Annotated in this window: 16 protein-coding genes and 1 pseudogene; 13 read left to right on the top strand and 4 right to left on the bottom strand. The window is 70.0% G+C overall.

Annotation, left to right across the window (positions count from 1 at the left end):
* Window positions 1-28: 28 nt before the first annotated feature.
* The gene (locus K2L43_RS16955) at window positions 29-856 is read right to left on the bottom strand and encodes a creatininase family protein (protein WP_220638080.1); all 828 of its coding nucleotides are present in this window, start codon (window positions 854-856) and stop codon (window positions 29-31) included.
* Between the two features lie 50 nt (window positions 857-906).
* Here K2L43_RS16955 and K2L43_RS16960 point away from each other — a divergent pair, with 50 nt between their 5' ends.
* Both K2L43_RS16960 and K2L43_RS16965 read left to right on the top strand, forming a co-directional pair.
* Window positions 907-1,659 (top strand): alanyl-tRNA editing protein, encoded by a 753-nt coding sequence (locus tag K2L43_RS16960; protein WP_220638081.1) that lies wholly within the window; start codon window positions 907-909, stop codon window positions 1,657-1,659.
* Between the two features lie 52 nt (window positions 1,660-1,711).
* Complete coding sequence (locus K2L43_RS16965; RefSeq protein WP_220638082.1) at window positions 1,712-3,931, top strand: protein-disulfide reductase DsbD; 2,220 nt, start codon at window positions 1,712-1,714, stop codon at window positions 3,929-3,931.
* Here K2L43_RS16965 and K2L43_RS16970 read toward each other — a convergent pair whose 3' ends face one another.
* Window positions 3,932-4,978, bottom strand: coding sequence for a formylglycine-generating enzyme family protein (locus tag K2L43_RS16970; protein ID WP_220638083.1), 1,047 nt, complete (start codon window positions 4,976-4,978; stop codon window positions 3,932-3,934).
* Between the two features lie 181 nt (window positions 4,979-5,159).
* Here K2L43_RS16970 and nhaA point away from each other — a divergent pair, with 181 nt between their 5' ends.
* The 4 genes and pseudogenes from nhaA (at window position 5,160) to K2L43_RS16990 (ending at window position 8,345) form a co-directional block, all read left to right on the top strand.
* Window positions 5,160-6,410 (top strand): Na+/H+ antiporter NhaA, encoded by a 1,251-nt coding sequence (gene nhaA / locus K2L43_RS16975; protein ID WP_220638084.1) that lies wholly within the window; start codon window positions 5,160-5,162, stop codon window positions 6,408-6,410.
* Between the two features lie 49 nt (window positions 6,411-6,459).
* Complete coding sequence (locus tag K2L43_RS16980) at window positions 6,460-6,975, top strand: CoA-binding protein (RefSeq protein ID WP_220638085.1); 516 nt, start codon at window positions 6,460-6,462, stop codon at window positions 6,973-6,975.
* Between the two features lie 54 nt (window positions 6,976-7,029).
* Window positions 7,030-7,242, top strand: a pseudogene (locus tag K2L43_RS16985) (bifunctional O-acetylhomoserine aminocarboxypropyltransferase/cysteine synthase); the annotation flags it as partial.
* Between the two features lie 29 nt (window positions 7,243-7,271).
* On the top strand, window positions 7,272-8,345 hold the full coding sequence (locus K2L43_RS16990; protein WP_220638086.1) for a metallophosphoesterase: 1,074 nt from the start codon (window positions 7,272-7,274) through the stop codon (window positions 8,343-8,345).
* A 30-nt stretch (window positions 8,346-8,375) separates the two neighbouring features.
* Here K2L43_RS16990 and K2L43_RS16995 read toward each other — a convergent pair whose 3' ends face one another.
* Window positions 8,376-9,356, bottom strand: coding sequence for a TerC family protein (locus K2L43_RS16995; RefSeq protein ID WP_220638087.1), 981 nt, complete (start codon window positions 9,354-9,356; stop codon window positions 8,376-8,378).
* Window positions 9,357-9,505: 149 nt separating this feature from the next.
* Between K2L43_RS16995 and K2L43_RS17000 the strand changes: the two genes are divergently transcribed.
* The 4 genes from K2L43_RS17000 to K2L43_RS17015 all read left to right on the top strand — a co-directional run bounded on the left by K2L43_RS17000 (window position 9,506) and on the right by K2L43_RS17015 (window position 15,706).
* Window positions 9,506-10,432, top strand: a complete 927-nt coding sequence (locus K2L43_RS17000) for a LysR family transcriptional regulator (protein ID WP_220638088.1) — start codon at window positions 9,506-9,508, stop codon at window positions 10,430-10,432.
* Window positions 10,433-10,532: 100 nt separating this feature from the next.
* Window positions 10,533-11,645 (top strand): uroporphyrinogen decarboxylase, encoded by a 1,113-nt coding sequence (gene hemE / locus K2L43_RS17005; protein ID WP_220638089.1) that lies wholly within the window; start codon window positions 10,533-10,535, stop codon window positions 11,643-11,645.
* Window positions 11,646-12,294: 649 nt separating this feature from the next.
* Window positions 12,295-14,469 (top strand): primosomal protein N', encoded by a 2,175-nt coding sequence (priA, locus tag K2L43_RS17010; RefSeq protein WP_220638090.1) that lies wholly within the window; start codon window positions 12,295-12,297, stop codon window positions 14,467-14,469.
* A gap of 115 nt (window positions 14,470-14,584) precedes the next feature.
* The gene (locus tag K2L43_RS17015; RefSeq protein WP_015914395.1) at window positions 14,585-15,706 is read left to right on the top strand and encodes an asparaginase; all 1,122 of its coding nucleotides are present in this window, start codon (window positions 14,585-14,587) and stop codon (window positions 15,704-15,706) included.
* Window positions 15,707-15,917: 211 nt separating this feature from the next.
* Here the strand turns inward: K2L43_RS17015 and K2L43_RS17020 are convergent, their stop codons facing one another.
* A complete protein-coding gene (locus K2L43_RS17020; protein WP_220638091.1) occupies window positions 15,918-16,874 on the bottom strand; it encodes an AEC family transporter in 957 nt (318 codons plus the stop codon).
* A 178-nt stretch (window positions 16,875-17,052) separates the two neighbouring features.
* Here K2L43_RS17020 and K2L43_RS17025 point away from each other — a divergent pair, with 178 nt between their 5' ends.
* Genes K2L43_RS17025 through K2L43_RS17035 form a run of 3 tightly spaced genes read left to right on the top strand, consistent with a single transcriptional unit; the run spans window position 17,053 to window position 20,784 of the window.
* Complete coding sequence (locus K2L43_RS17025; RefSeq protein WP_011806952.1) at window positions 17,053-19,122, top strand: ATP-dependent helicase; 2,070 nt, start codon at window positions 17,053-17,055, stop codon at window positions 19,120-19,122.
* Window positions 19,123-19,126: 4 nt separating this feature from the next.
* Complete coding sequence (locus tag K2L43_RS17030; RefSeq protein WP_220638092.1) at window positions 19,127-19,561, top strand: hypothetical protein; 435 nt, start codon at window positions 19,127-19,129, stop codon at window positions 19,559-19,561.
* Between the two features lie 41 nt (window positions 19,562-19,602).
* Window positions 19,603-20,784, top strand: coding sequence for a phospholipase A (locus K2L43_RS17035; protein WP_220638093.1), 1,182 nt, complete (start codon window positions 19,603-19,605; stop codon window positions 20,782-20,784).
* Window positions 20,785-20,929: the final 145 nt, after the last annotated feature.

Raw genomic sequence — 20,929 nt, forward strand, 5'->3', positions numbered from 1 at the left:
ATGGAAAAGCGCTAGAGCCGATTTTTGCTTAAATTTTTGCCACCGTCTCGGGCGGCAGCGCATGCAGCTCGCCCAGCAACTGGGCCAGCCCCCTTGCGGCAGCCTGCACCATGGCCTGGCCCTGGGTGGCAGTGGCGGCCGCGGCATTGCCAACGGCGCCGGCGGGGTTGTAGTCCTCGATGGCCCAGCCCATCTTGGCGCTCTTGCCGTTGCCCAGCAGCCCGTAGCGCGCCGCGCGGTCCTGCGAGGTCGAGGGGAAATGCTGCGCATGCTCCATGCGCACGGTGGCGGGCGCCAGGTGCAGCATCATGGACGTCTCGATCTCGCCGCCGTGGATGCCGAAGCGGTGCTCCTGCGCAGCAACACGTGCGTTGGTGGCCTCGTCCACCAGGTTGAACCAGCTGCTGCCGTACACCAGCAGCCCGTGGCGCTGGCGCAGCTCGCGCGCCACGATGTCCATGGCCGCCACGTTGCCCCCGTGGCCGTTGAGCAGCAGGAGCTTCTTCACCCCCGCGCGCGCGATGCAGGCGCCCAGCTCGGTCCACAGCGCGATCAGCGTGGCGGGCGACAGCGTGAGCGTGCCGGGGTAGGACAGGTGCTCGGTGGACAGGCCCACGTTCTGCGCCGGCAGCAGCAGCACGGGCAGGTCAGCGCTCAGCAGCGGCAAGGCGGCGTCGATCACGCCGGCCAGCAGCGTGGCATCGACCGACAGCGGCAGGTGCGGCCCATGCTGCTCGACGGCGGCCACGGGCAGCACCGCCACGGTCTGCGCGGCCAGGCCCGAGGCCTGCGCCTGGGCAAAGTCGCGGGCGGACAGATCGGCCCAGAAACGGGAGGGATATCGCATGCGGGCCATCTTAGAGCCTGTCCGCGCACTCCTGGGCGGACGCTCTACCATTGCCCACCATGACCCACGACCTTTTCCGCGCCGACAGCTACCTGCGCGAATGCAGCGCCACCGTCACCGCCCTCACGCCCGAAGGTGGCGTGGTGCTGGACCGCACCGTGTTCTACCCGCTGGGCGGCGGCCAGGCCGGCGATGCCGGCGTGCTGCTGCGCCCCGATGGCACGGCACTGGCCATCGCCGACACGCGCAAGGGCAAGGACGCCGAGGGGCGGCCCACCGCGGACATCGTGCATGTGCCCGCGCCGGGCCAGGCGCTCGGCCTGGCGGTGGGCGACGCGGTCACGGCGCGCATCGACTGGGAGCGCCGCCACCGGCTGATGCGCTTTCACACCACCACGCACCTGCTGTGCCACATCGTCGCGCAGCCGGTGAACGGCTGCTCGATCACGCCCGACTACGCGCGCCTGGACTTCCACATGGACGGTGCGCTGGACAAGGACGCGCTCACCGCCGCCATCGCGCGCCTGGTGGCGCAAGACCATGCGGTGATCATCGGCGCGATCAGCGACGCGGCACTGGACGCCAACCCGCAGCTCGTCAAGAGCATGAGCGTGCAGCCCCCGCGCGGCACCGGCACGGTGCGCACGGTGCGCGTGGGCGGCGCCTGCGACGGCGACGCCGCGCAGATCGACCTGCAGCCCTGCGGCGGCACGCATGTGGCGCGCACCGGCGAGATCGGCGCCGTGGTGGTCACCAAGATCGAGAAAAAGGGCGCCATGTCGCGCCGCGTGGTGCTGGGCTTGGGCGCCTGAACGCCAGCCCCCAAGGAACCAAACCCCGTCCCCGCCGCTCCCACCCTGCGCCATGTCCTGCCTTCGCCCCTTGCAGCGCTCCCTGCACACTCTTTTTTTCATAGCTGCTTGCGCTTTATCCACGGTCGCCATCGGCCAAATTCAGCTCAAGACAACCGCCGCCGCGGGCAGCAGCAGCGTCGTCACGCCGCATGTGCGCGCCGAGCTGGTGGCCCAGGCACCCGACGGTGTGGGCCCGGGCAAGCCGCTGTGGCTGGGCCTGTCGATCACGCACCAGCCCGAGTGGCACACCTACTGGAAGAACCCGGGCGACTCCGGCCTGCCCACGCAACTGGAGTGGCAGCTGCCAGCGGGCATCGACGCGGGCGAGGTCGCCTGGCCCGTGCCCAAGAAGATTCCGCTGGGCAACCTGGCCAACTACGGCTACGAGGGCACGGTGCTGTTGCCCGTGCCCATGACCGTCTCCCCGGCCTTCAACCCCGGCCCGCTGGCCAAGGAAGCGACCTTCCAGCTCAAGGCCTCGTGGCTGGTGTGCCGCCAGGAGTGCATCCCCGAAGAGGGCAGCTTCACGCTGCAATTGCCGCTGCAAGGCACGACGGCGCTGCATGCCGCCGCGTTCGATGCCGCCGCCGCGGCGCACCCGCGCGATCTGCCGGCTCTAGGCGGCAGCAGCGCGCAGGTCGAGGGCGACACCGTGCTGCTGCGCGTGGCCGGCCTGCCCCCGGCGCTGCAGGGCCAGACGCTGGAGGTGTTCCCCGAGACCACGGGCGTGGTGGAGACCGCCGCCACGCCCACGCAGCAGTGGGACGGCGCGGTGTGGACCGCGCGCCTGCCGCTGTCGCCCCAGCGCAGCGACGGGCCCGTGCCGATGCCGGTGGTGCTGGCCCATGGCGGCCAGGGCTGGCGTGCCGAGTTGCCCGTGCCGGGTGGCTGGCCCGCCGTGGCGGCACTGAAGGGCATGTCGCCCGCGCTGGAGGCCGCGCTCAAGGCCAACGCCGCCAATGCCAATGCCGCCGTGCCACCCCTGGCTGCAACAACGCCCGCGCCGCTGGGCGCCTGGCTGGCCGCGCTGGCCGGCGCCTTGCTGGGCGGGCTGATCCTGAACCTCATGCCCTGCGTGTTCCCCGTGCTGGCGATCAAGGTGGTGGGCTTTGCCCGCCATGCGCACAACCAGCGCGCCCACCGCATCGGCGGGCTGGCCTACACCGCCGGCGTGGTGCTGTCGTTTTTGCTGCTGGGCGCGCTGATGCTGGGCCTGCGCACCGCGGGCGAGGCCGTGGGCTGGGGCTTTCAGCTGCAGTCGCCGGCGGTGGTGGCATCGCTGGCGGCGCTGTTCACGCTGATCGGGCTGAACCTGGCGGGCGTTTTCGAGTTTGGGCGCATGCTGCCCTCGTCGCTGGCCGGGCTGCAGGCGCGCCACCCAGTGCTGGATTCGTTTTTGACCGGCGTGCTGGCCGTGGCCGTGGCCTCGCCGTGCACGGCGCCGTTCATGGGTGCGTCGCTGGGCCTCACGGCCACACTGCCCGCTGGGCAGGCGCTGGCCATCTTTGCGGCGCTGGGCCTGGGCCTGGCTCTGCCCTACCTGCTGGCCAGCTGGCTACCGGCGTTTGCCCGCCTGCTGCCGCGGCCGGGCGCCTGGATGGACACGCTGCGGCGGTTCTTTGCCTTTCCCATGTTTGCCACCGTGGTGTGGCTGGTGTGGGTGCTGGGCCAGCAAAGCGGCATCAACGGCGCGGCGGCGCTGCTGGCGCTGCTGGTGGCGCTCAGCATGGCCGTGTGGGCGCTCACGCTGCGCGGGGCCACGCGGGCTGTTCTCGCTCCTCTCTCAATAGCTGCTTGCGCTTGGCTGGTATGGCTTTGGGGCCCAAAGATCATTGAACTGGAAAGCGCACCCATGGCCGCGGCCTCGGCCCCCAGCGGCGTGGCCGGCGTGACATCCTGGCAGTCCTGGCGCCCTGGCCTGGCCGACGAGCTGGTGGCCCAGGGCCGCCCGGTGTTCGTGGACTACACGGCCGCCTGGTGTGTGACCTGCCAGTACAACAAGAACACCACGCTGGCCAGCGCTGCGGTGCTGCAGGACTTTGCAACGAAGAACGTGGCCCTGCTGCGCGCCGACTGGACACGGCGCGACCCCGCCATCACCGCCGCGCTGGCACAGCTCGGCCGCAGCGGCGTGCCGGTCTATGTGCTGCATGCGCCGGGCAAGGCGCCGGTGGTGTTCTCCGAGATCCTGGGCGAGTCGGAACTGCGCGCCGCCATGTCCACGCTCTGATCACCGCCGCGCGCCGCGTGGCCGTGGCGATTGCGGCGGGTCGATCTCGCGCACCAGGCGCAGGCCCACCAGGGTGTAGCGCGTCTGGGGCGTGTTCCAGTTGCGGAACCCACAGCGCGCGTACAGCGGCCAGGTGTGCCAGGAACCGCCGCGGCGCACGCGTACCTGGCCGGTGGCCGGGCCCTGCGGATCGTCCCGCGGGGAGTGTGCATAGCCCTCCTCGGCATACCAGTCCGACACCCATTCCCACACGTTGCCCAGCATGTCATGCACGCCGAAGGCGTTGGGCGCGTAGCGGCCCACGGGCGCGGTGAACGCATGCCCGTCATGCCCCGGCGCGGCCTGGGGCCGCCAGCGCGGCCAGTAGGGCGCGGCATCCTCGTCGAACACGTTCGCGTGGCGCGCCAGCGCGGCCGGGTCGTCGCCATGCGGGTAGCGCGTGCGCGTGCCCGCGCGGCAGGCGTATTCCCACTCCGCCTCGGTGGGCAGGCGGTAGCGGTGGCCCTCGGTGGCGCTGAGCCAGGCGGCCAGCGCATGCGCGTCGTGCCAGGTGATGTTGACCACCGGGTGGTCGTCGCCCTGGGCGAAGCCGGGGTTGCGCCAGGAATAGCGCGGGTCGCGCCCCTCGAATGCGTCGCCGCGCGCGCTGGCGGCGGGGTCGTAGGCCGGGTTGTAGCCGTAGCCGCCCGTGCCGTCGGCCTCGGACTCGGGCACGTAGCCGGAGGTCTGCACGAAGCGGCGGAACTGCCCCACCGTGACCTCCGTCTGCCCCAGGTAGAAGGCGCGCGTGATGCGCACGGTATGGGCGGGCGCCTCGTCGGCCAACTGCTCAAACCGCCAGCGCTCCAGCGTCGGGTAGGCACGGGCCAACGCGTCGACGGGCTCGCTGCTGCCCATGCGGAAGCTGCCTGGCGCGATGCGCACGAAGGGCATGCCCAGCGCATTCACCCAGAGGGCCGGCGCGGCCGGCTGCGCCTGCGCCGCGCTGGCGGCCAGGACAAGCGCCAAACATACGCCTTGCAAAGCGGCAGAGGTGGCACGGACCATCGCAAACTCCTGGGCATGCGAAAAAAGCCAGTGTAGGGCCGGGGCATTGCGCGGGCACGCTGGGCGCGGCTTCCTATACTGCCCGCGGGTGTCCACCGCATGGGGCGGCAGGGCAGGATTGTTGCAGCGCAGGTCGGGCCGCCTGTGCACCACGGGCCGCAGCATGCGGCCCCGCCTGCCCATGACCGACCGCCTTACCCCGCGGCGCGCTGCGCCGCGCCAGCCCGCCCTGCTTCCCCTGGCCGACCGCTGCACGGCCCTGCTCTCGCGCCTGTCGCATGCCGATGCCGCGGGCGGCATCGTGCTGCTGATCGCGGCCGCCGCCGCGCTGGCCTGGGCCAATTCACCCTGGGCCGCCAGCTACCACGCGCTGTGGCACGTGCCGCTGTCGGTCGCCGTGGGCGGCTGGCAGCTCACGCAGTCGCTGCATTTCTGGGTGAACGATGCGCTGATGACGGTGTTCTTCCTCGTGGTGGGGCTGGAGATCCGGCGCGAACTGCACGAAGGCGCCCTGGCCCGCCCGCGCGATGCGCTGCTGCCCGTGCTGGCCGCGCTGGGCGGCGTGGCCGTGCCGGCGCTGCTGTACCTGGCGCTGGTGCCGCCCGCGTTGCGCAGCGGCTGGGCCGTGCCCACCGCCACCGACATCGCCTTCGCGGTGGGCGTGCTGGCCCTGCTGGGGCGCGGCCTGCCGCCGGTGCTGCGGGTGTTCCTGCTCACGCTGGCCATCATCGACGACCTGGTGGCCGTGCTCATCATCGCGCTGTTCTACTCGGGCGGGCTGCAGTGGCCGATGTTCGGCATCGCCGCGCTGGGCCTGGCGGGCGTGCTGCTGCTGCAGCAGCTGGGTGTGCGCCGCGCCTGGGCCTATGTGCCGGCCGGCGCGGTGCTGTGGTGGGGCATCTGGCAGACGGGCGCCCACCCCACGCTGGCCGGCGTGGTGCTGGGCCTGGTGACGCCGGTGCACGCACTGGCCGGGCGCGAGCCCGCGCCCCCGGTGCAGCGCGTGCAGGCCAGCCTGCACCCGTGGGTGACCTTTGGCGTGATGCCGCTGTTCGCGCTGGCCAATGCCGGCGTGGCGCTGGGCAGTGCGGGCGGCGCGCAACCGGCGGCGCCGGGCGCCGGCCTGCTCATGGCCGCGGTGGCCCTGGCGCTGGTGGCCGGCAAGCCGCTGGGCGTGCTGCTGGCCTGTTGGCTGGCGGTGCGCCTGCGCCTGTGCGCCCTGCCCGCGGGCATGGGCTGGGGCGGGCTGCTGCTGACCGGGCTGCTGGCGGGCATCGGCTTCACCATGGCGATCTTCATCGCCACCCTGGCGTTCGACAGCGCCGCGCTGCTGGACGCCGCCAAACGCGGCGTGCTGCTGGCCTCGGGCCTGGCGGCGCTGCTGGGACTGGCGTGGGGGTGGTGGCTCCAGCGCCGCGCCACGACCGCCTGAGGGGTGGCGCGGATACCCGTGGGCCCACGGCTGTGCATACACTGCCGCCATGCTCCGCACACCCGACACCATCAGCACTTTGCGTGACGTGCTCATGCAGTGCCACACCATCGCCGTGGTGGGCCTGTCGCCGCAATGGCACCGGCCCAGCCACTTTGCCGCCAAGTACATGCAGGCGCACGGCTACCGCGTGATTCCCGTGAACCCGCTGGTCGCGCGCGAAGGCGGGCAGATCCTGGGCGAAACCGCCTACGCCAGCGTGACCGAGGCCTCCGCCGCTCTGGCCGCGCAGGGCGCGCGCATCGACATGGTGGATTGCTTTCGCAAGAGCGAGGACATCCCGCCGCTGGCGGCTGAAGCCATCGCGGTGGGCGCGCAATGCCTGTGGATGCAGCTGGGCGTGTTCAACGAGGCCGCCGGCGCGCAGGCCGAGGCCGCGGGCCTGCGCGTGATCCAGAACCGCTGCGTGAAGATCGAGCACGCACGCCTGTTCGGCGGCCTGGGCTGGATGGGCGTGAACACCCAGGTGATCTCGTCCAAGCGCCTGCGCAAGCTCCCATATTGATAGCTGCTAGCGCTTGATGGATAAGCGCTAGAGGCCTATTTGACCCATAACACCATGACCGCATCCACCCCACCCGGCTCTGGAGCCGACCGTGCCTTCGGCTTCGGCACGCGCGCCATCCACGCGGGCGCCCAGCCAGGCGTGTCTGACGACGCCGAGCACGCCGGCAGCCGGTTCAACCTGCAGACTTTCGGCAACGTGCGCAGCCGCATCAGCCACCCCACGGTCGCCGTGCCGGAAGGGCGCATCGCCAGCCTGGAGGGTGGCAACCACATTGGCACGCAAGGAGAAGCCCGATGAGTCTGGTGCAGCCACTGCCCTGTGGTCCCCTGGACATCGTGGGTGATGTGCACGGTGAATACGGCGCGCTGCGCGCCCTGCTGGGGCACCTGCAATACGACGCGCAGGGCGTGCACCCCGAGGGGCGCACCCTGGTCTTCATGGGCGACCTGTGCGACCGCGGCCCCGACAGCCCCGCCGTGCTGGCCCTGGTGCAGCGACTGGTCGAATCGGGCAGGGCCTGCGCGTTGCTGGGCAACCACGAAATCAACCTGCTGCGCGACGATGCCAAGGACGGCGCCGGCTGGTTCTTTGACCACCGCAGCGACCGCGACGCACCCAAGTACGCCCCGTTTGCGCGCGCCACCCCCGCAGATCGCCCGCGCATTCAGGACTTTGTGGCACGCCTGCCCGTGGCGCTGGAGCGCGGCGATCTGCGCCTGGTGCATGCCGCCTGGCTCAATGCGCACATCGGCGCCGCCCGGCAGTTGCCCCAGGGTGCGCTGCGCGCGGCCTATGACGACTGGGAGGGCCGCGCCAGCGCGCTGGCGCGCCAGACCGACCTGGGCGAGCGCATGCGCGCCGAACTGGCCGCCTGGGGCGGCGACCTGGAGCGGCACGACACGCCGCCGCCCTTTTTGCATGCCCACGCCGAGCACGAAGCCAACAAGCAGATGCTCAACCCCGTGAAGGTGCTGACATCAGGCGTGGAGCGCAAGGGCGACCAGCCCTTCTTTGCCGGCGGCAAATGGCGTTTTTCGCAGCGCGTGGCCTGGTGGGACACTTACGCCGACGCCACGCCCGTGGTCGTTGGCCACTACTGGCGCCGGCGCCACCCCATCGACCGCAGCGCCGTGGGCAAAGAGGATGTGGACCTGTTCGAGTCCATTGCCCCGCTGGCCTGGCACGGCCTGCGCCGCAATGTGTTCTGTGTGGATTATTCCGTCGGCGGCAGCTGGCGCGCGCGCAAGGACGGCCTGGCACCGCAGCCGCACTTCAAGCTGGCCGCACTGCGCTGGCCCGAGCGGGTGCTGCAGTTTGACGACGGCACCAGCGAGGCGACCCTTGGCTTCGGGGGGCACGCCCGCTGATCGCAAACCGCGCCAGCTTCGGCGCCTGAATTACCGCTCTGCATGCGACTGCTGCGACGACCGGGCCGCGCCGCTGGAGCTGCGCAGCGACAGCACGACGGAGCCGGCAATCAGCGTGGCCGTGACAGCCAGCGCCCAGCCGATCGGGATCTTGTAGAAGTCGATCAGCAGCATCTTGGCGCCGATGAACACCAGCACCAGCGCCAGGCCATAGGCCAGCAGGTGGAAGCGGTTGGCCAGGTCGGCCAGCAGGAAGTACAGCGCGCGCAGGCCCAGAATGGCGAAGATGTTGGCCGTCAGCACGATGAACGGGTCGCTGGTGATGGCGAAGATGGCGGGGATGCTGTCCACGGCAAAGATGATGTCGGTGGTGCCGATCAGCACCAGCACCACGAACAGCGGGGTGTAGTGCTTGACGCCGTCGATCATGGTGCTGAGCTTTTCGCCGTCAAACCGGTCGGTGATGCGCATGCGCTTTCTCAACAAGCCCAGCACCGGGTTGGTGGAGATGTCGGGCTCCTGGCCGGCGGCAAACCACATCTTGATGCCGGTAAACACCAAAAACGCGCCAAAGACATACAGCAGCCAGTGGAAGGTGGCCAGCAGCCAGGCGCCCACCAGAATCAAGAGCGTGCGCAGCACGATGGCGCCGATGATGCCGATGATCAGCGCGCGCTTTTGGTATTGCGGCGGCACGGCAAAGTAGCTGAACAGCATCAGAAAGACAAAGATGTTGTCCACCGACAGGCTTTTCTCCACCAGATAGCCGGTGATGAACTGCATTGACACCGTGTTGGCGACTTCGCGGCCCTGGCTGCCGTCCAGGTACCACCACAGGATGGCGACGAACACGAAGGCCAGGCCGAACCACAGCAGGCTCCAGCGCACGGCCTCGCCCATGGTGACCTTGTGCGCGCCCTGGCGCTCCATGACCAAAAGATCGACGGCGATCGCCGCCACCACAAAGACGGCGAAGCCCGCCCACATCCACCAGGTTCCTATGGTTTCCATGATTCCTTCTCCCGACAGGGTTTGTGCCACTGGGCCAGCGGCCCGAGGTGGTGCAATGTAGAGGCAGCATGAATGAATAAAAACCTGCCTTATCAGTACGATGACTTCGGTTTTTACGAAGTAACCCGCTATCCAGCCCAGCACAGCCCATGAGCCAGAGCTTCAATTACCGCCATCTGTACTACTTCTGGGTGGTTGCCAAAGAGGGCGGCATGGCGCGCGCCGCCGAGCGACTGGACATGGCCGTGCAGACCATCAGCGCGCAGGTGCGCGAGCTTGAGAAAGCCCTGGGCGTGAGCCTGTTGCGCACCGAAGGCCGCAGCCTGATGCTGACCGAGGCCGGCGTGGCCGCGCTGCACGAGGCCGACCACATCTTCGCCCTGGGCGAGCAACTGCCCCAGCGCGTGCGCGAGGCCGCCAGCGGCCCCACGCTGCGCCTGAACCTGGGCATCTCCGACGGCATTGCCAAGCTGGCCGTGCACCGGCTGCTGACGCCCGTGCTGGACGAGCCCCACCTGCGCCTGCTGTGCCACGAGGGGGAATTCCAGCCCCTGCTGGGCGAGCTGGCGCTGCACAAGCTGCACGCGGTGCTGGCCGACCGCCCCGCCCCGCCGAACCCGGCGCTGCGCACCACCAGCCAGTTGCTGGGCACCAGCGCCATTGGCTGGTATGCCCCGCCGCTGTGGGCGCAGGCCGCGCGCCACGCATTCCCGCGCAGCCTGGCGGTGGTCCCTGTGCTGCTGCCCACCGAGCACGCCGCGCTGCGCGCGCGCATCGACCACTGGCTGGAACGCGAGCGCATCCGCCCACGCATTGCAGGGGAATTCGAGGACAGCGCCCTGCTCAGCACCTTCGCTGCCACCGGCATGGGCGTGATGCCCGCGCCCGAGACCCTGGGCGCGCACCTGGAGCAGACCCATGGCCTCGTGCCCGTGGGCACCACCCCCGAGGTGCATGAGCAGTTCCACCTGATCTACAGCGCCCGCAAGGTGATGCACCCGCTGCTGACCCGGCTGCTGGAGGCCGGAGCCGATGGGACGCTGTGGAACCCGGACCCCACCCGTTCCCCCGTGTGAGGAGACGGCGCATCGTCCTGCAGCGCCCTTTCCTTGATCTGAGGCAAGCCCGCGGGGCTTGCCCAAGGCCTGCGGGAGCCGGCCTGCGACAATCGCGCGCATGAGCTTCGCCCCCCTCCAGAACGACACCTTCCTGCGCGCCTGCCGTCGCCAGGCCACCGACTACACCCCGCTGTGGCTGATGCGCCAGGCCGGGCGCTACCTGCCCGAATACAAGGCCACGCGCGCCAAGGCCGGCAGCTTCATGGGCCTGGCCACGAACGTGGAGTACGCCACCGAGGTGACGCTGCAGCCGCTGGAGCGCTTCCCGCTGGACGCGGCCATCCTGTTCAGCGACATCCTCACCGTGCCCGACGCCATGGGCCTGGGCCTGTCGTTCGCCGAGGGCGAAGGCCCGCGCTTTGCCAAGGCGGTGCGCGACGAGGCCGACGTGGCCGCGCTGGCCGTGCCCGACCTGGACAAGCTGCGCTATGTGTTCGACGCCGTCACCAGCATCCGCCGCGCGCTGAACGGCCGCGTGCCGCTGATCGGCTTCTCGGGCAGCCCCTGGACGCTGGCCTGCTACATGGTCGAGGGCAAGGGCAGCGACGACTACCGCCTCGTCAAGACGCTGATGTACAGCCGCCCGGACTTGATGCACCGCATCCTGGCGGTGAACGCGGACGCCGTGGCCGCCTACCTGAACGCCCAGATCGACGCCGGCGCCCAGGCCGTGATGGTCTTCGACAGCTGGGGCGGCGTGCTGGCCGACGGGTGCTTCCAGGACTTCAGCCTGGAATACACCCGGCGCGTGCTGGCGCAGCTCAAGCGCACGGGCGTGGACGGCCAGGACGTGCCGCGCATCGTCTTCACCAAGGGCGGCGGCATCTGGCTCGACGACATGAAGGACATCGACTGCGAGGTGCTCGGCCTGGACTGGACGGCCCACCTGGGCAAGGCCCGCGCCATCGTCGGCGGGCAGGTGGACGGCCCCGGCAAGGCGCTGCAGGGCAACATCGACCCGAACGTCCTGTTCGCCCCGCCCGAGGCTGTGGCAGCCCAGGTGCGCGCCGTGCTCGACAGCTTCGGCACGCCGCACACCGACAAGACCAGCACCGGCCCCACGCACATCTTCAACCTGGGCCACGGCATCAGCCAGTTCACCCCGCCCGAGCACGTGGCCGCGCTGGTGGAAGCCGTGCATGGCTATTCACGCAGCCTGCGGCAGCGGTGAATGCCTACTTACCAGGGCTGCGGCGCCGGCATGACTTATTCACACTGCGGCAGCCGCATCCGGCGTGCCGCGCGGCCCGCAGCCAGCAGCGCAACAACCGGCAACAAATCACGGCGAACCTCGTAAGTGGTTGATTCATATGAAAGTCCTGCACCTGCCGATTTTGTGGGCACCCTAAGCAAACCACGGCCAGACAAGGGCTTTCGGGCGGCCCAGCCGGGATATCAACAAAGTTATCCACAGAAAACCTGAACTTCCTGTGTTTCCCTCGCAAAATCAAGCACTTGCCGCACGAAGTGAAGGAAAAGTCCCACAGTGGCTGCAACGCCTACCACATCCGGGGATGCTCTTCCCTATTGACAGCGCCAGTTGTTCACATGCTGGCAACTGCGGCCCCCTGCGCAGAGCGTCGCCCGACAACCGCTGCGGCACTGTTTGCGGCGCAGCAAAGAACGTTGATTCATAAGCTTTTTTTGCATCGCGCCGTCTACAAATCCGCTAGCGCGCAGTCCAACCGGGGCGCGCCCCGCAGCCTGTTGCACGCTGCTTTTCAACAAAGTTATCCACAGCATCTCTCGTAGCAGTGGGCACGCTTGTGGAATCATGCGGGGCCGCGCCCCGGTGCCGTCCGCGTTTTCACCCACCGCCCATGCCTGACCGTTCCCCGCCCCCGACCACGCCGCATGACAGCGCCGCCTGCCTGCTCTGCGTGGCCGTGAGCACGCCGGCGCACAGTGGCGTGGGCGAACCGCTGAGCTATGCCAGCCCGCGCCCGCTGCCTCCCGGGACACTGGTGCGCGTGCCGCTGGGCGCGCGCGAGGTGCTGGGCGTGGTCTGGGACGCGCCCGCCGAGCCAGCGGCGCTACCGCCGGGCATGGTGCCGCGCACGGTGGCGGGCGTGCTCGAAGGCGTGGCGCCGCTGGACGCCGCCTGGCGCCGTCTGGTGACCTTCGCCGCGCGCTACTACCAACGCGCGGTGGGCGAGGTGGCGCTGGCCGCCCTGCCCCCACAGCTGCGCGACCTCACGCCCGAGCAGTTGGCGCGGCGCCTGCGCCGCCCCGCACCGCCGGCGCACCCGTCCGAAGCAGTTGCAAAAACAATAGCACTTACCGCAGAACAGGCAAGCGCTACAGCCCAAATCGATGCAGAGCGCGGCCCCTTCCTGCTGTTCGGCAGCACGGGCAGCGGCAAGACCGAGGTGTACCTGCACTGCGTGCAGCGCGCCCTGGCCGGCCATCCCGCCGCACAGGCACTGGTGATGGTGCCCGAGATCAACCTCACCCCGCAGCTGGAGGCGCGCTTTCGCGAGCGCTTCGCGCCCCTGTACGGCGAGGCGGCCGTGGTCAGCATGCACAGTGGGATGACGCCGGCACAGCGCCTGAAGAGCTGGCTCGCCGCGCATACGGGCGCTGCGCGCATCGTGCTCGGCACGCGCATGGCGGTGTTCGCCAGCCTGCCGGGGCTGGCACTGGTCGTGGTGGACGAGGAGCACGACGCCAGCTACAAGCAGCAGGAGGGCGCGCGCTACTCCGCGCGCGACCTGGCGCTGTGGCGCGGACGCGAGCAGGGCGCCAAGGTGATCCTGGGCAGCGCCACCCCGTCGCTGGAGAGCTGGCATGCCAGCACCCCGGCCAGCGAGGGGGGCCCGGGCCGTTACTTGCGCCTGCACATGCCCAGCCGTATCGGCTCCGCAGAAGGCGCCGGCGCAGGCGAGCTGCCGCGCGTGCGCCTGGTGGACATGGGACAACAGCCGCGCAGTTCGGGGGCGGGTGGCGTGTTCTCGCCCCCCCTGCTGGCCGCCATCACCGAACGGGTGCAGCGCGGGGAGCAATGCCTCGTGCTGCTCAACCGCCGCGGCTTTGCACCCGTGCTGCACTGCCACGACTGCAGCTGGAAGAGCGACTGCCCGCACTGCAGCGCCCACCAGGTGTTCCACAAGAGCGACCGCACGCTGCGCTGCCACCACTGTGGCTTTACGCAACGCGTGCCGCGCGCCTGCCCCAGCTGCGGCAACCCGGACATCCTGCCCCTGGGCCGCGGCACCGAGCAGCTGGAAGAGCAACTGGCCGCCCTGCTGCGCAACGTGATCACCCCGGACCGCCGCGCCGCGCGCGTGGCACGCATCGACGCCGACACCACCCGCGCCAAGGGGGCGCTGGAGGAGCAACTGGCCCAGGTGCACAGCGGCGAGGTGGACGTGCTGGTCGGCACGCAGATGGTGGCCAAGGGGCATGACTTTCGGCGCATCACCCTGGTGGCGGCCGTGCAGCCCGACGGAGCGCTCTTCAGCAGCGACTTCCGCGCGCCCGAGCGCATGTTCGCCCTGCTGATGCAGGCTGCGGGCCGCGCGGGGCGCGATGCGCGCTATGTGGCCGCGCAGGGCAGCCCGCCCGAGATGTGGATCCAGACCTGGCACCCCGACCACGCCGTCTATGCCGCGCTGCGCCGCCACGACTACCCGGCCTTTGCCGCGCGCCAGCTGGCCGAACGCCAGGAAGCCGGCATGCCGCCCTTCGCCTATCAGGCGCTGGTGCGCGCGGACGCCCGCACGCAGGAGGCGGCCCAGGCCTTCCTGCAGGCCGGCAGCGACGCCGCGCGCGCCGCCGGGCTGCCGGGGCTGGACCAGGTCTTTCTGTTCCCGCCGGTGCCGCTCGCCATCCAGCGCGTGGCCAATGTGGAGCGCGCGCAGATGCTGCTGGAAAGTCCCCAGCGCGGTGCGCTGCAGCGCTTTCTGGCCGCATGGCAGCCGCTGCTGCATGCCGAGCGCCCGCGCCACCGCGGCCTGGTGCGCTGGCTGGTGGACGTGGACCCGCAGGCGATCTGAGGCCGCCACCGCTGCGGGCGGTGCCCGCGGGTTTTCTCGCATGGCATGCGCTGTGCCATCGGGGCAAAGTTCCGCCCCCGGTCCACGAGACCGCTTTTCTTTTTTGGAACCCACAATGACCTTCCAAGCGTTTCGCATGTCGCTGGTGGCCGCTGCCATCACCGTTGCCGGTTTTGCCGGCGCCCCCACCCTCGCCCACGCGCAGGACACGCGCGCCACGACGGCCACGCAGGCCCAGCCGGCCGCCGCCAAGCCCCGCGTGGTGGTGCTGGCCACGGGCGGCACGATCGCCGGCGCCGGCGCCTCGGCCATGAACAGCGCCACCTACACGGCCGCCAAGGTGCCCGTGGACAAGCTGCTGGCCGGCCTGCCCGAGCTGTCCAACGTCGCCCAGGTGTCGGGCGAACAGGTGTTCCAGATCGCTTCCGAGAGCTTCACCAACGAACACCTGCTGAAGCTGGCCCAGCGCGTGTCGCAACTGGCCAAGCAGGGCGACGTGGACGGCATCGTCATCACCCATGGCACCGACACGCTGGCCGAGACCGCCTACTTCCTGAGCCTGACAGTGCGCACCGACAAGCCGATCGCGCTGGTCGGCTCCATGCGCCCGGGTACTGCCCTGTCGGCCGACGGCGCGCTGAATCTGGTCAACGCCGTGAGCGTGGCGGCCTCCAAGGATGCGCGCGGCAAGGGCGTGCTGGTCACCATGAACGACGAGATCAACACCGCGCGCGACGTGAACAAGGACATCAACATCCAGACCAGCGCCTTCAAGAGCCAGTGGGGCCCGCTGGGCATGGTGGTGGAGGGGAAGAATTACTGGTTCCGCGCGCCGGTGAAGCGCCACACCACGCAATCGGAATTCGACATCGACAGCATCACCTCGCTGCCCCAGGTGGACATCGTCTATGCCTACGGCAACGTGCAGCCCACGGCCGTGAACGCGCTGGTGGCCGGCGGCGCCAAGGCCATCATCCATGCCGGCACGGGCAACGGCTCAGTGGCCGACCGCATGGTCAAGCCGCTGCAGGACGCGCGCGCTAAGGGCGTGGTCATCGTGCGTTCGGCGCGGGTGCCCTACGGCTTCGTGCTGCGCAACGCCGAGCAGCCCGACGACAAGCACGACTGGGTGGTGGCCCACGATCTGCGCCCCGAAAAGGCGCGCATCCTGACCATGCTCGCGCTGGCCAAGGGCGCCAGCACGCAGGAACTGCAGCGCATGTTCTGGGAGTATTGAGGTCTGCCCGTCAGGCGCCCGCGCCTTCCCCTGCCCTCCCCTCGCGTCGCAATACGGGCAGGGGGACGGCACCCTCGCTGCGCGGCGTGGCCGGTCCAGGTCCTTGCCAATGGCCGTTGGTCTGGCGCACGCGGTACAACGGCTGCGCTTCAGGTGGATATTTTTTAGCCAAATCGACACCTAGCGCAGTCCCACCCTGCGCCAAGCGCTCTCATTTTTGAACCAAAAGCGCAACGGCGGCCGAAAAGCTGAGGAAAGCCAGCGCCGTACTCACCAGGATGATGCGCGCCACGCGCCCGCCGTGGGCCCCGAAGCGCTCCACCAGCAGCGCCACGTTGCTCGCGCTGGGCAGCGCGGCCAGCAGCACCATCACCGTGAGCGTGAACGGCGACAGGTCCACCCCCAGCGCCATCGCCGCACGCCCCAGGCACCACACCAGCAGCGGGTGCACGACGAGCTTGGCCAGCGCGATCGGCACGTACTGGCCCGGCGGCACGTATTCCTGCTGGTTCATCTGCGAGCGCGCCAGCACCGCGCCAATGGTGAACAGCGCCACCGGCGATGCCGCGCCCGCCAGCATGGCCAGCGTCTGGTCCACGGGGCCCGGCGGCTGCCACTGCAGGACCGACGCCACGCCGCCCAGCACGATGGACCAGGGCATGGGGTTGGTGGCCATGCCGCGCAGCGCGTTGCGCAGCGCCACGGCCACGCCGTGGGCACCCGCGCCATCCAGGCGCGACAGCGCGATGCACGCCGAACTGGTGATCACCAGGTCCACCGCCAGCACCACGATCACGGTGCCGGCACTGGCCTCGCCCAGCAACGCCACCAGCAGCGGAACACCCATGAAGCCGGTGTTGGGAAAGGCAGCCACCAGCGCGCCAAAGGCCGCATCGTTCCACCCCTGGCGCCGCAGCGTGAGGGCCACCGTGCCGCCCACCATGAGCAGCGCACACAGCAGGTACAGCCCGGCGACGGCCGGGTCCAGCAGCTGTGCGATGGGCGTGCTGGCGCCGAAGCGGTACAGCATGCATGGCAGCGCGAAATACAGCACGAAGCTGTTCAGCCCCCCGATGGCGGACACCGGCAGCGCCCCGGCCCGCGTGGCCAGGTAGCCGCACAACACGAGGGCGAAGAAGGGGAAGGTGATCAGCAGGACGGACAGCACGGGCGCGATTGTCGCAGCGCCGCCGCGCGCTGAAACGCCTTGTCACCGGGCGTGCCACCCCGGGCAATCACCCTGGTGGGCGCACGCCGCTATCATGCACACCCGCTGTTCTCCCTCTCACCCGCCGCCCGCCCCGCAACCCGCGGCGCAGGCGCGCCCCGTTCCTCCCGCTGCATCCATGTCCGGTCTCAATCTTGCTCAGTTGCAGGCAGTGCACTACACCGAGGGCCCGTGCCTGGTGCTGGCGGGCGCGGGCTCTGGCAAGACGCGGGTGATCACGCACAAGATCGCGCGGCTGATCGAGACGGGCCTGGCGCCCCGGCGCATTGCCGCCATCACCTTCACCAACAAGGCCGCGGCCGAGATGCGCGAGCGCGCCGCCGGCCTGATCGGCCGCCAGGCCAAGGACGTCCTGGTGTGCACCTTCCACGCCCTGGGCGTGCGCATGGTGCGCGAGGACGGCCATGTGCTGGGCCTCAAGCCCTCGTTCAGCATCCTGGACCAGGACGACGTGACCGGCATCCTCAAGGACTGCGCGGGCGGCACCACCGACCTGGCCACCGCGCGCCAGTGGCAATGGACCATCAGCAACTGGAAGAACCAGGGCTGGGATGCGCGCAAGGCGCTGGCCATGGCCCAGGACGACCATGAGCGCAGCATCGCCCTGATCATGCAGCGCTACGAGGAGCGCCTGACGGCCTACCAGAGCGTGGATTTCGACGACCTGATCGGCATGCCCATGCGCCTCTTGCGCCACCACCCCGAGGTGCGCGAAAAGTGGCAGCGCCTCTTGGGCCACGTGCTGGTGGACGAATACCAGGACACCAACGCCACGCAGTACGAGCTGCTGAAATACCTGGTGGGCGAGCGCGCGCGCTTCACCGCCGTGGGCGACGACGACCAGAGCATCTACGGCTGGCGCGGCGCCACGCTGGACAACCTGAAGAAGCTGCCGCAGGACTTCCCACAGCTCAACGTCATCAAGCTGGAGCAGAACTACCGCTCGACCAGCGCCATCCTGCGCGCGGCCAACCACGTCATCCAGCCCAATCCCAAGCTGTTTCCCAAGACGCTGTTCAGCGAGCTGGGCGAGGGCGAGCCCGTGCGCGTGGTCGATTGCGACAACGAGGAGCACGAGGCCGAGCGCGCCGTGGCGCGCATCCAGGGCCTGCGGGCAGCCAGCAATCCACCGCCGGCGTGGAAGAACTTCGCCATCCTCTACCGCGCCAACCACCAGGCCAAACCGTTCGAGAAGGCCCTGCGCAAGGCCAACATCCCCTACAAGGTCTCGGGCGGCACCAGCTTCTTCGACCGCGCAGAGATCAAGGACCTGTGCGCGTGGTTCCGCCTGTGGATCAACAACGACGACGACCCGGCCTTCCTGCGTGCCGTCACCAGCCCGCGGCGCGGCGTGGGCCACACCACGCTGGCGGCGCTGGGCGAGTTCGCCACGCAGCACAAGCAAAGCATGTTCGGCGCGCTGTTCAACGCCATGCTGCCCGCCGTGATCCCCAAGCGGGGCCTGGAAGGCCTGCTGGAGTTCGGCCGCACCGTCAACGACCTGGAGCACCGCGCACGCCACACGCACGGCCACGAAGCCGCGCGTGCCTTCCTGGCCGACTGGCTCAAGGACATGGGCTACGAGCAGCACCTGTACGACAGCGAGGACAGCGAAAAGGTGGCCGCAGCGCGCTGGAGCAACGTGCTGGAGTTCTGCGACTGGATGGCGCAGCGCGCGGGCGGCCAGATCGACGACACCGCGGGCGCGACGGTGCAGGCCGCGACCAAGAGCCTGCTGGAGGTGGCGCAGACCATCGCCCTGCTGTCCACCATCTCCGAGCGCGAACAGGAGCAGGACATGGTGGTGCTGTCCACGCTGCATGCCAGCAAGGGGCTGGAGTGGCCGCACGTGATCCTGGCCGGCGTGACCGAGGGCATGCTGCCCTTCAAGCTGGACGATGACGACGGCCGCCAGCAGAAGGTGAGTGACGACACCCTGCAGCGCCTGCAGGAGGAGCGCCGCCTGATGTACGTGGGCATCACCCGCGCCCAGCGCACGCTGGCCGTGAGCTGGACCAAGAAACGCAAGAAGGGGCGCGAGATGGTGGCCTGCCAGCCCAGCCGCTTCATTGCCGAGATGAAACTGGACGCCGCCACGGCGCGCGAGAACCCACGCGACAAGTTGCGCCAGTTGCGCGAGGAATTCGCGCGCAAGGCCCAGGCCGCCCCCAGCCCCGCCACACCCTGAACCCATGTTGAAAACTATATTTTTGATAGCTGCCAGCGCTTTACTGGCAAGCGCTTGCGCCCAAAAACCCTCTCAACCTCCCCGCCCGGCCTGCCCCACGGCCGCGCAGATGGAGCAGCCCGAACTGGTGGGCCGCTGGCAGGCGCGGCTGGACGGCATGGCCGAGCCCGTGCTGCTGGAACTGGGCCCCCACCCCGAATGGGACGGCACGGTGAAGGGACGCATCCAGTGGCCGGGCTTCACCTCGGTGGTGGTGGGCGACGTGCACCAGGGCCGGCTCACCCTGGAAGAGTCGCGCGACGGCACGCGGGTCAGCGGCAGCTGGAGCGGCGACGTCGTCGAAGGCAGCTGCGCGCGCGAGATCCGCGGCGAATGGACCGACGAGGCCGACCGGCCCTACACCTTCACCCTGCGCAAGCAGGCCCCTTCCCGGCCCTGACCTGCATGCCAGCCGTCACCGACCACGCGCATCATCCGACCATGACACAGCCTTCACACCCCCTGTCCCGCCTGGGCCTGGCCACCGCGCTGCTGGGCACGGCCCTGCCGCTGGTCAGCCTGGCCGAAACCGCCGCAGCCCCCGCCGTCAACCGGGCGGCCGGCTGGCGCCAGTGCGCCGCCCTCACCGGTGACAGCCAGGCACGCCTGGCCTGCTTTGACCAGTGGGCCGGCGAGCAGAGCTGGCAGGCGCCGCCCGCTTCGGCCAGCGCCCAGCCCGCCGCCGCCACGCAGGCGCCGCCCCCGCCGGTGGACGCCACGCTGCCGGCCACGCGCATCATCGACGTGGCGCAGGTGGACGGCTGCCGCGACGGCCAGTACAGCACCCTGTCGCGCTTCTGGGAGCTGGAGACGGGCAGCGACTGCGGGGCGTTCCGCTTTCGCGGGTACTGGCCCATGAGCGTGTCCGTCGTGGGCGCCACCAGCGTCAACCGCCTGCCCACCTCGGGCAGCCCGGACAACAACGCCACCAGAGAGGTGGACTACCGCAAGACCGAGATGCGCGTGCAGCTGTCGGTGCGTACCAAGCTCGCGCAGGGCCTGCTCACGCGCGGCCACCCCACGCTGCGCGACTCGCTGTGGGCGGGCTACACGCAGCAGTCGTACTGGCAGCTGTTCTCGCCGGGCATCTCGCGGCCGTTCCGCAACACGGACCACGAGCCCGAGATCATGTACGTGTACCCCACCGACGCCAAGCTGCCCTTCGGCTGGCGCTGGCGCTACAGCGGCATCGGCCTGGTGCACCAGTCCAACGGCCAGAGCCTGCCGCTGTCGCGCAGCTGGAACCGCGTGTACCTGATGACCGGCATGGAGCTGGACAACCGCTGGACCGTCACCGGCCGTCTGTGGAAGCGCCTGCACGAGAGCGCGGACAGCGACGACAACCCCGGCATCAGCAACTACGTGGGCCGGGCCGAGCTGGGCCTGACCTGGAACGTGGACAAGGACAACACCCTGGCGCTGACCGCACGGCATTCGCTGGGCGCCACCGGGCGCGGCTCGGCACGGCTGGAATGGCTGCAAACCCTCGGAACCAGCCTGGTGGGCAACCGCACCAACCTGCGCCTGCACACCCAGCTGTTCACGGGCTACGGCGACAGCCTGATCGACTACAACCGCAAGCGCACCGTGTTCAGCGTGGGCCTGAGCCTGGTGGATTTCTGAACCCCACAGCGCGAATGGATGGGCGGGCGCGCCACGCGCGCCTGCCGGCCCGATCACAACCGGTTACCCTTTGACCGGGCCGGCGGGTTGAAGGCGCCGCGGTGCGCCGACACAATCGGGCGCACCCCGGCGCCGCCGGGGGCGG

Origin of the sequence: Diaphorobacter sp. MNS-0, assembly GCF_019602835.1 — a bacterium.
GTDB lineage: Bacteria > Pseudomonadota > Gammaproteobacteria > Burkholderiales > Burkholderiaceae_C > Diaphorobacter > Diaphorobacter nitroreducens.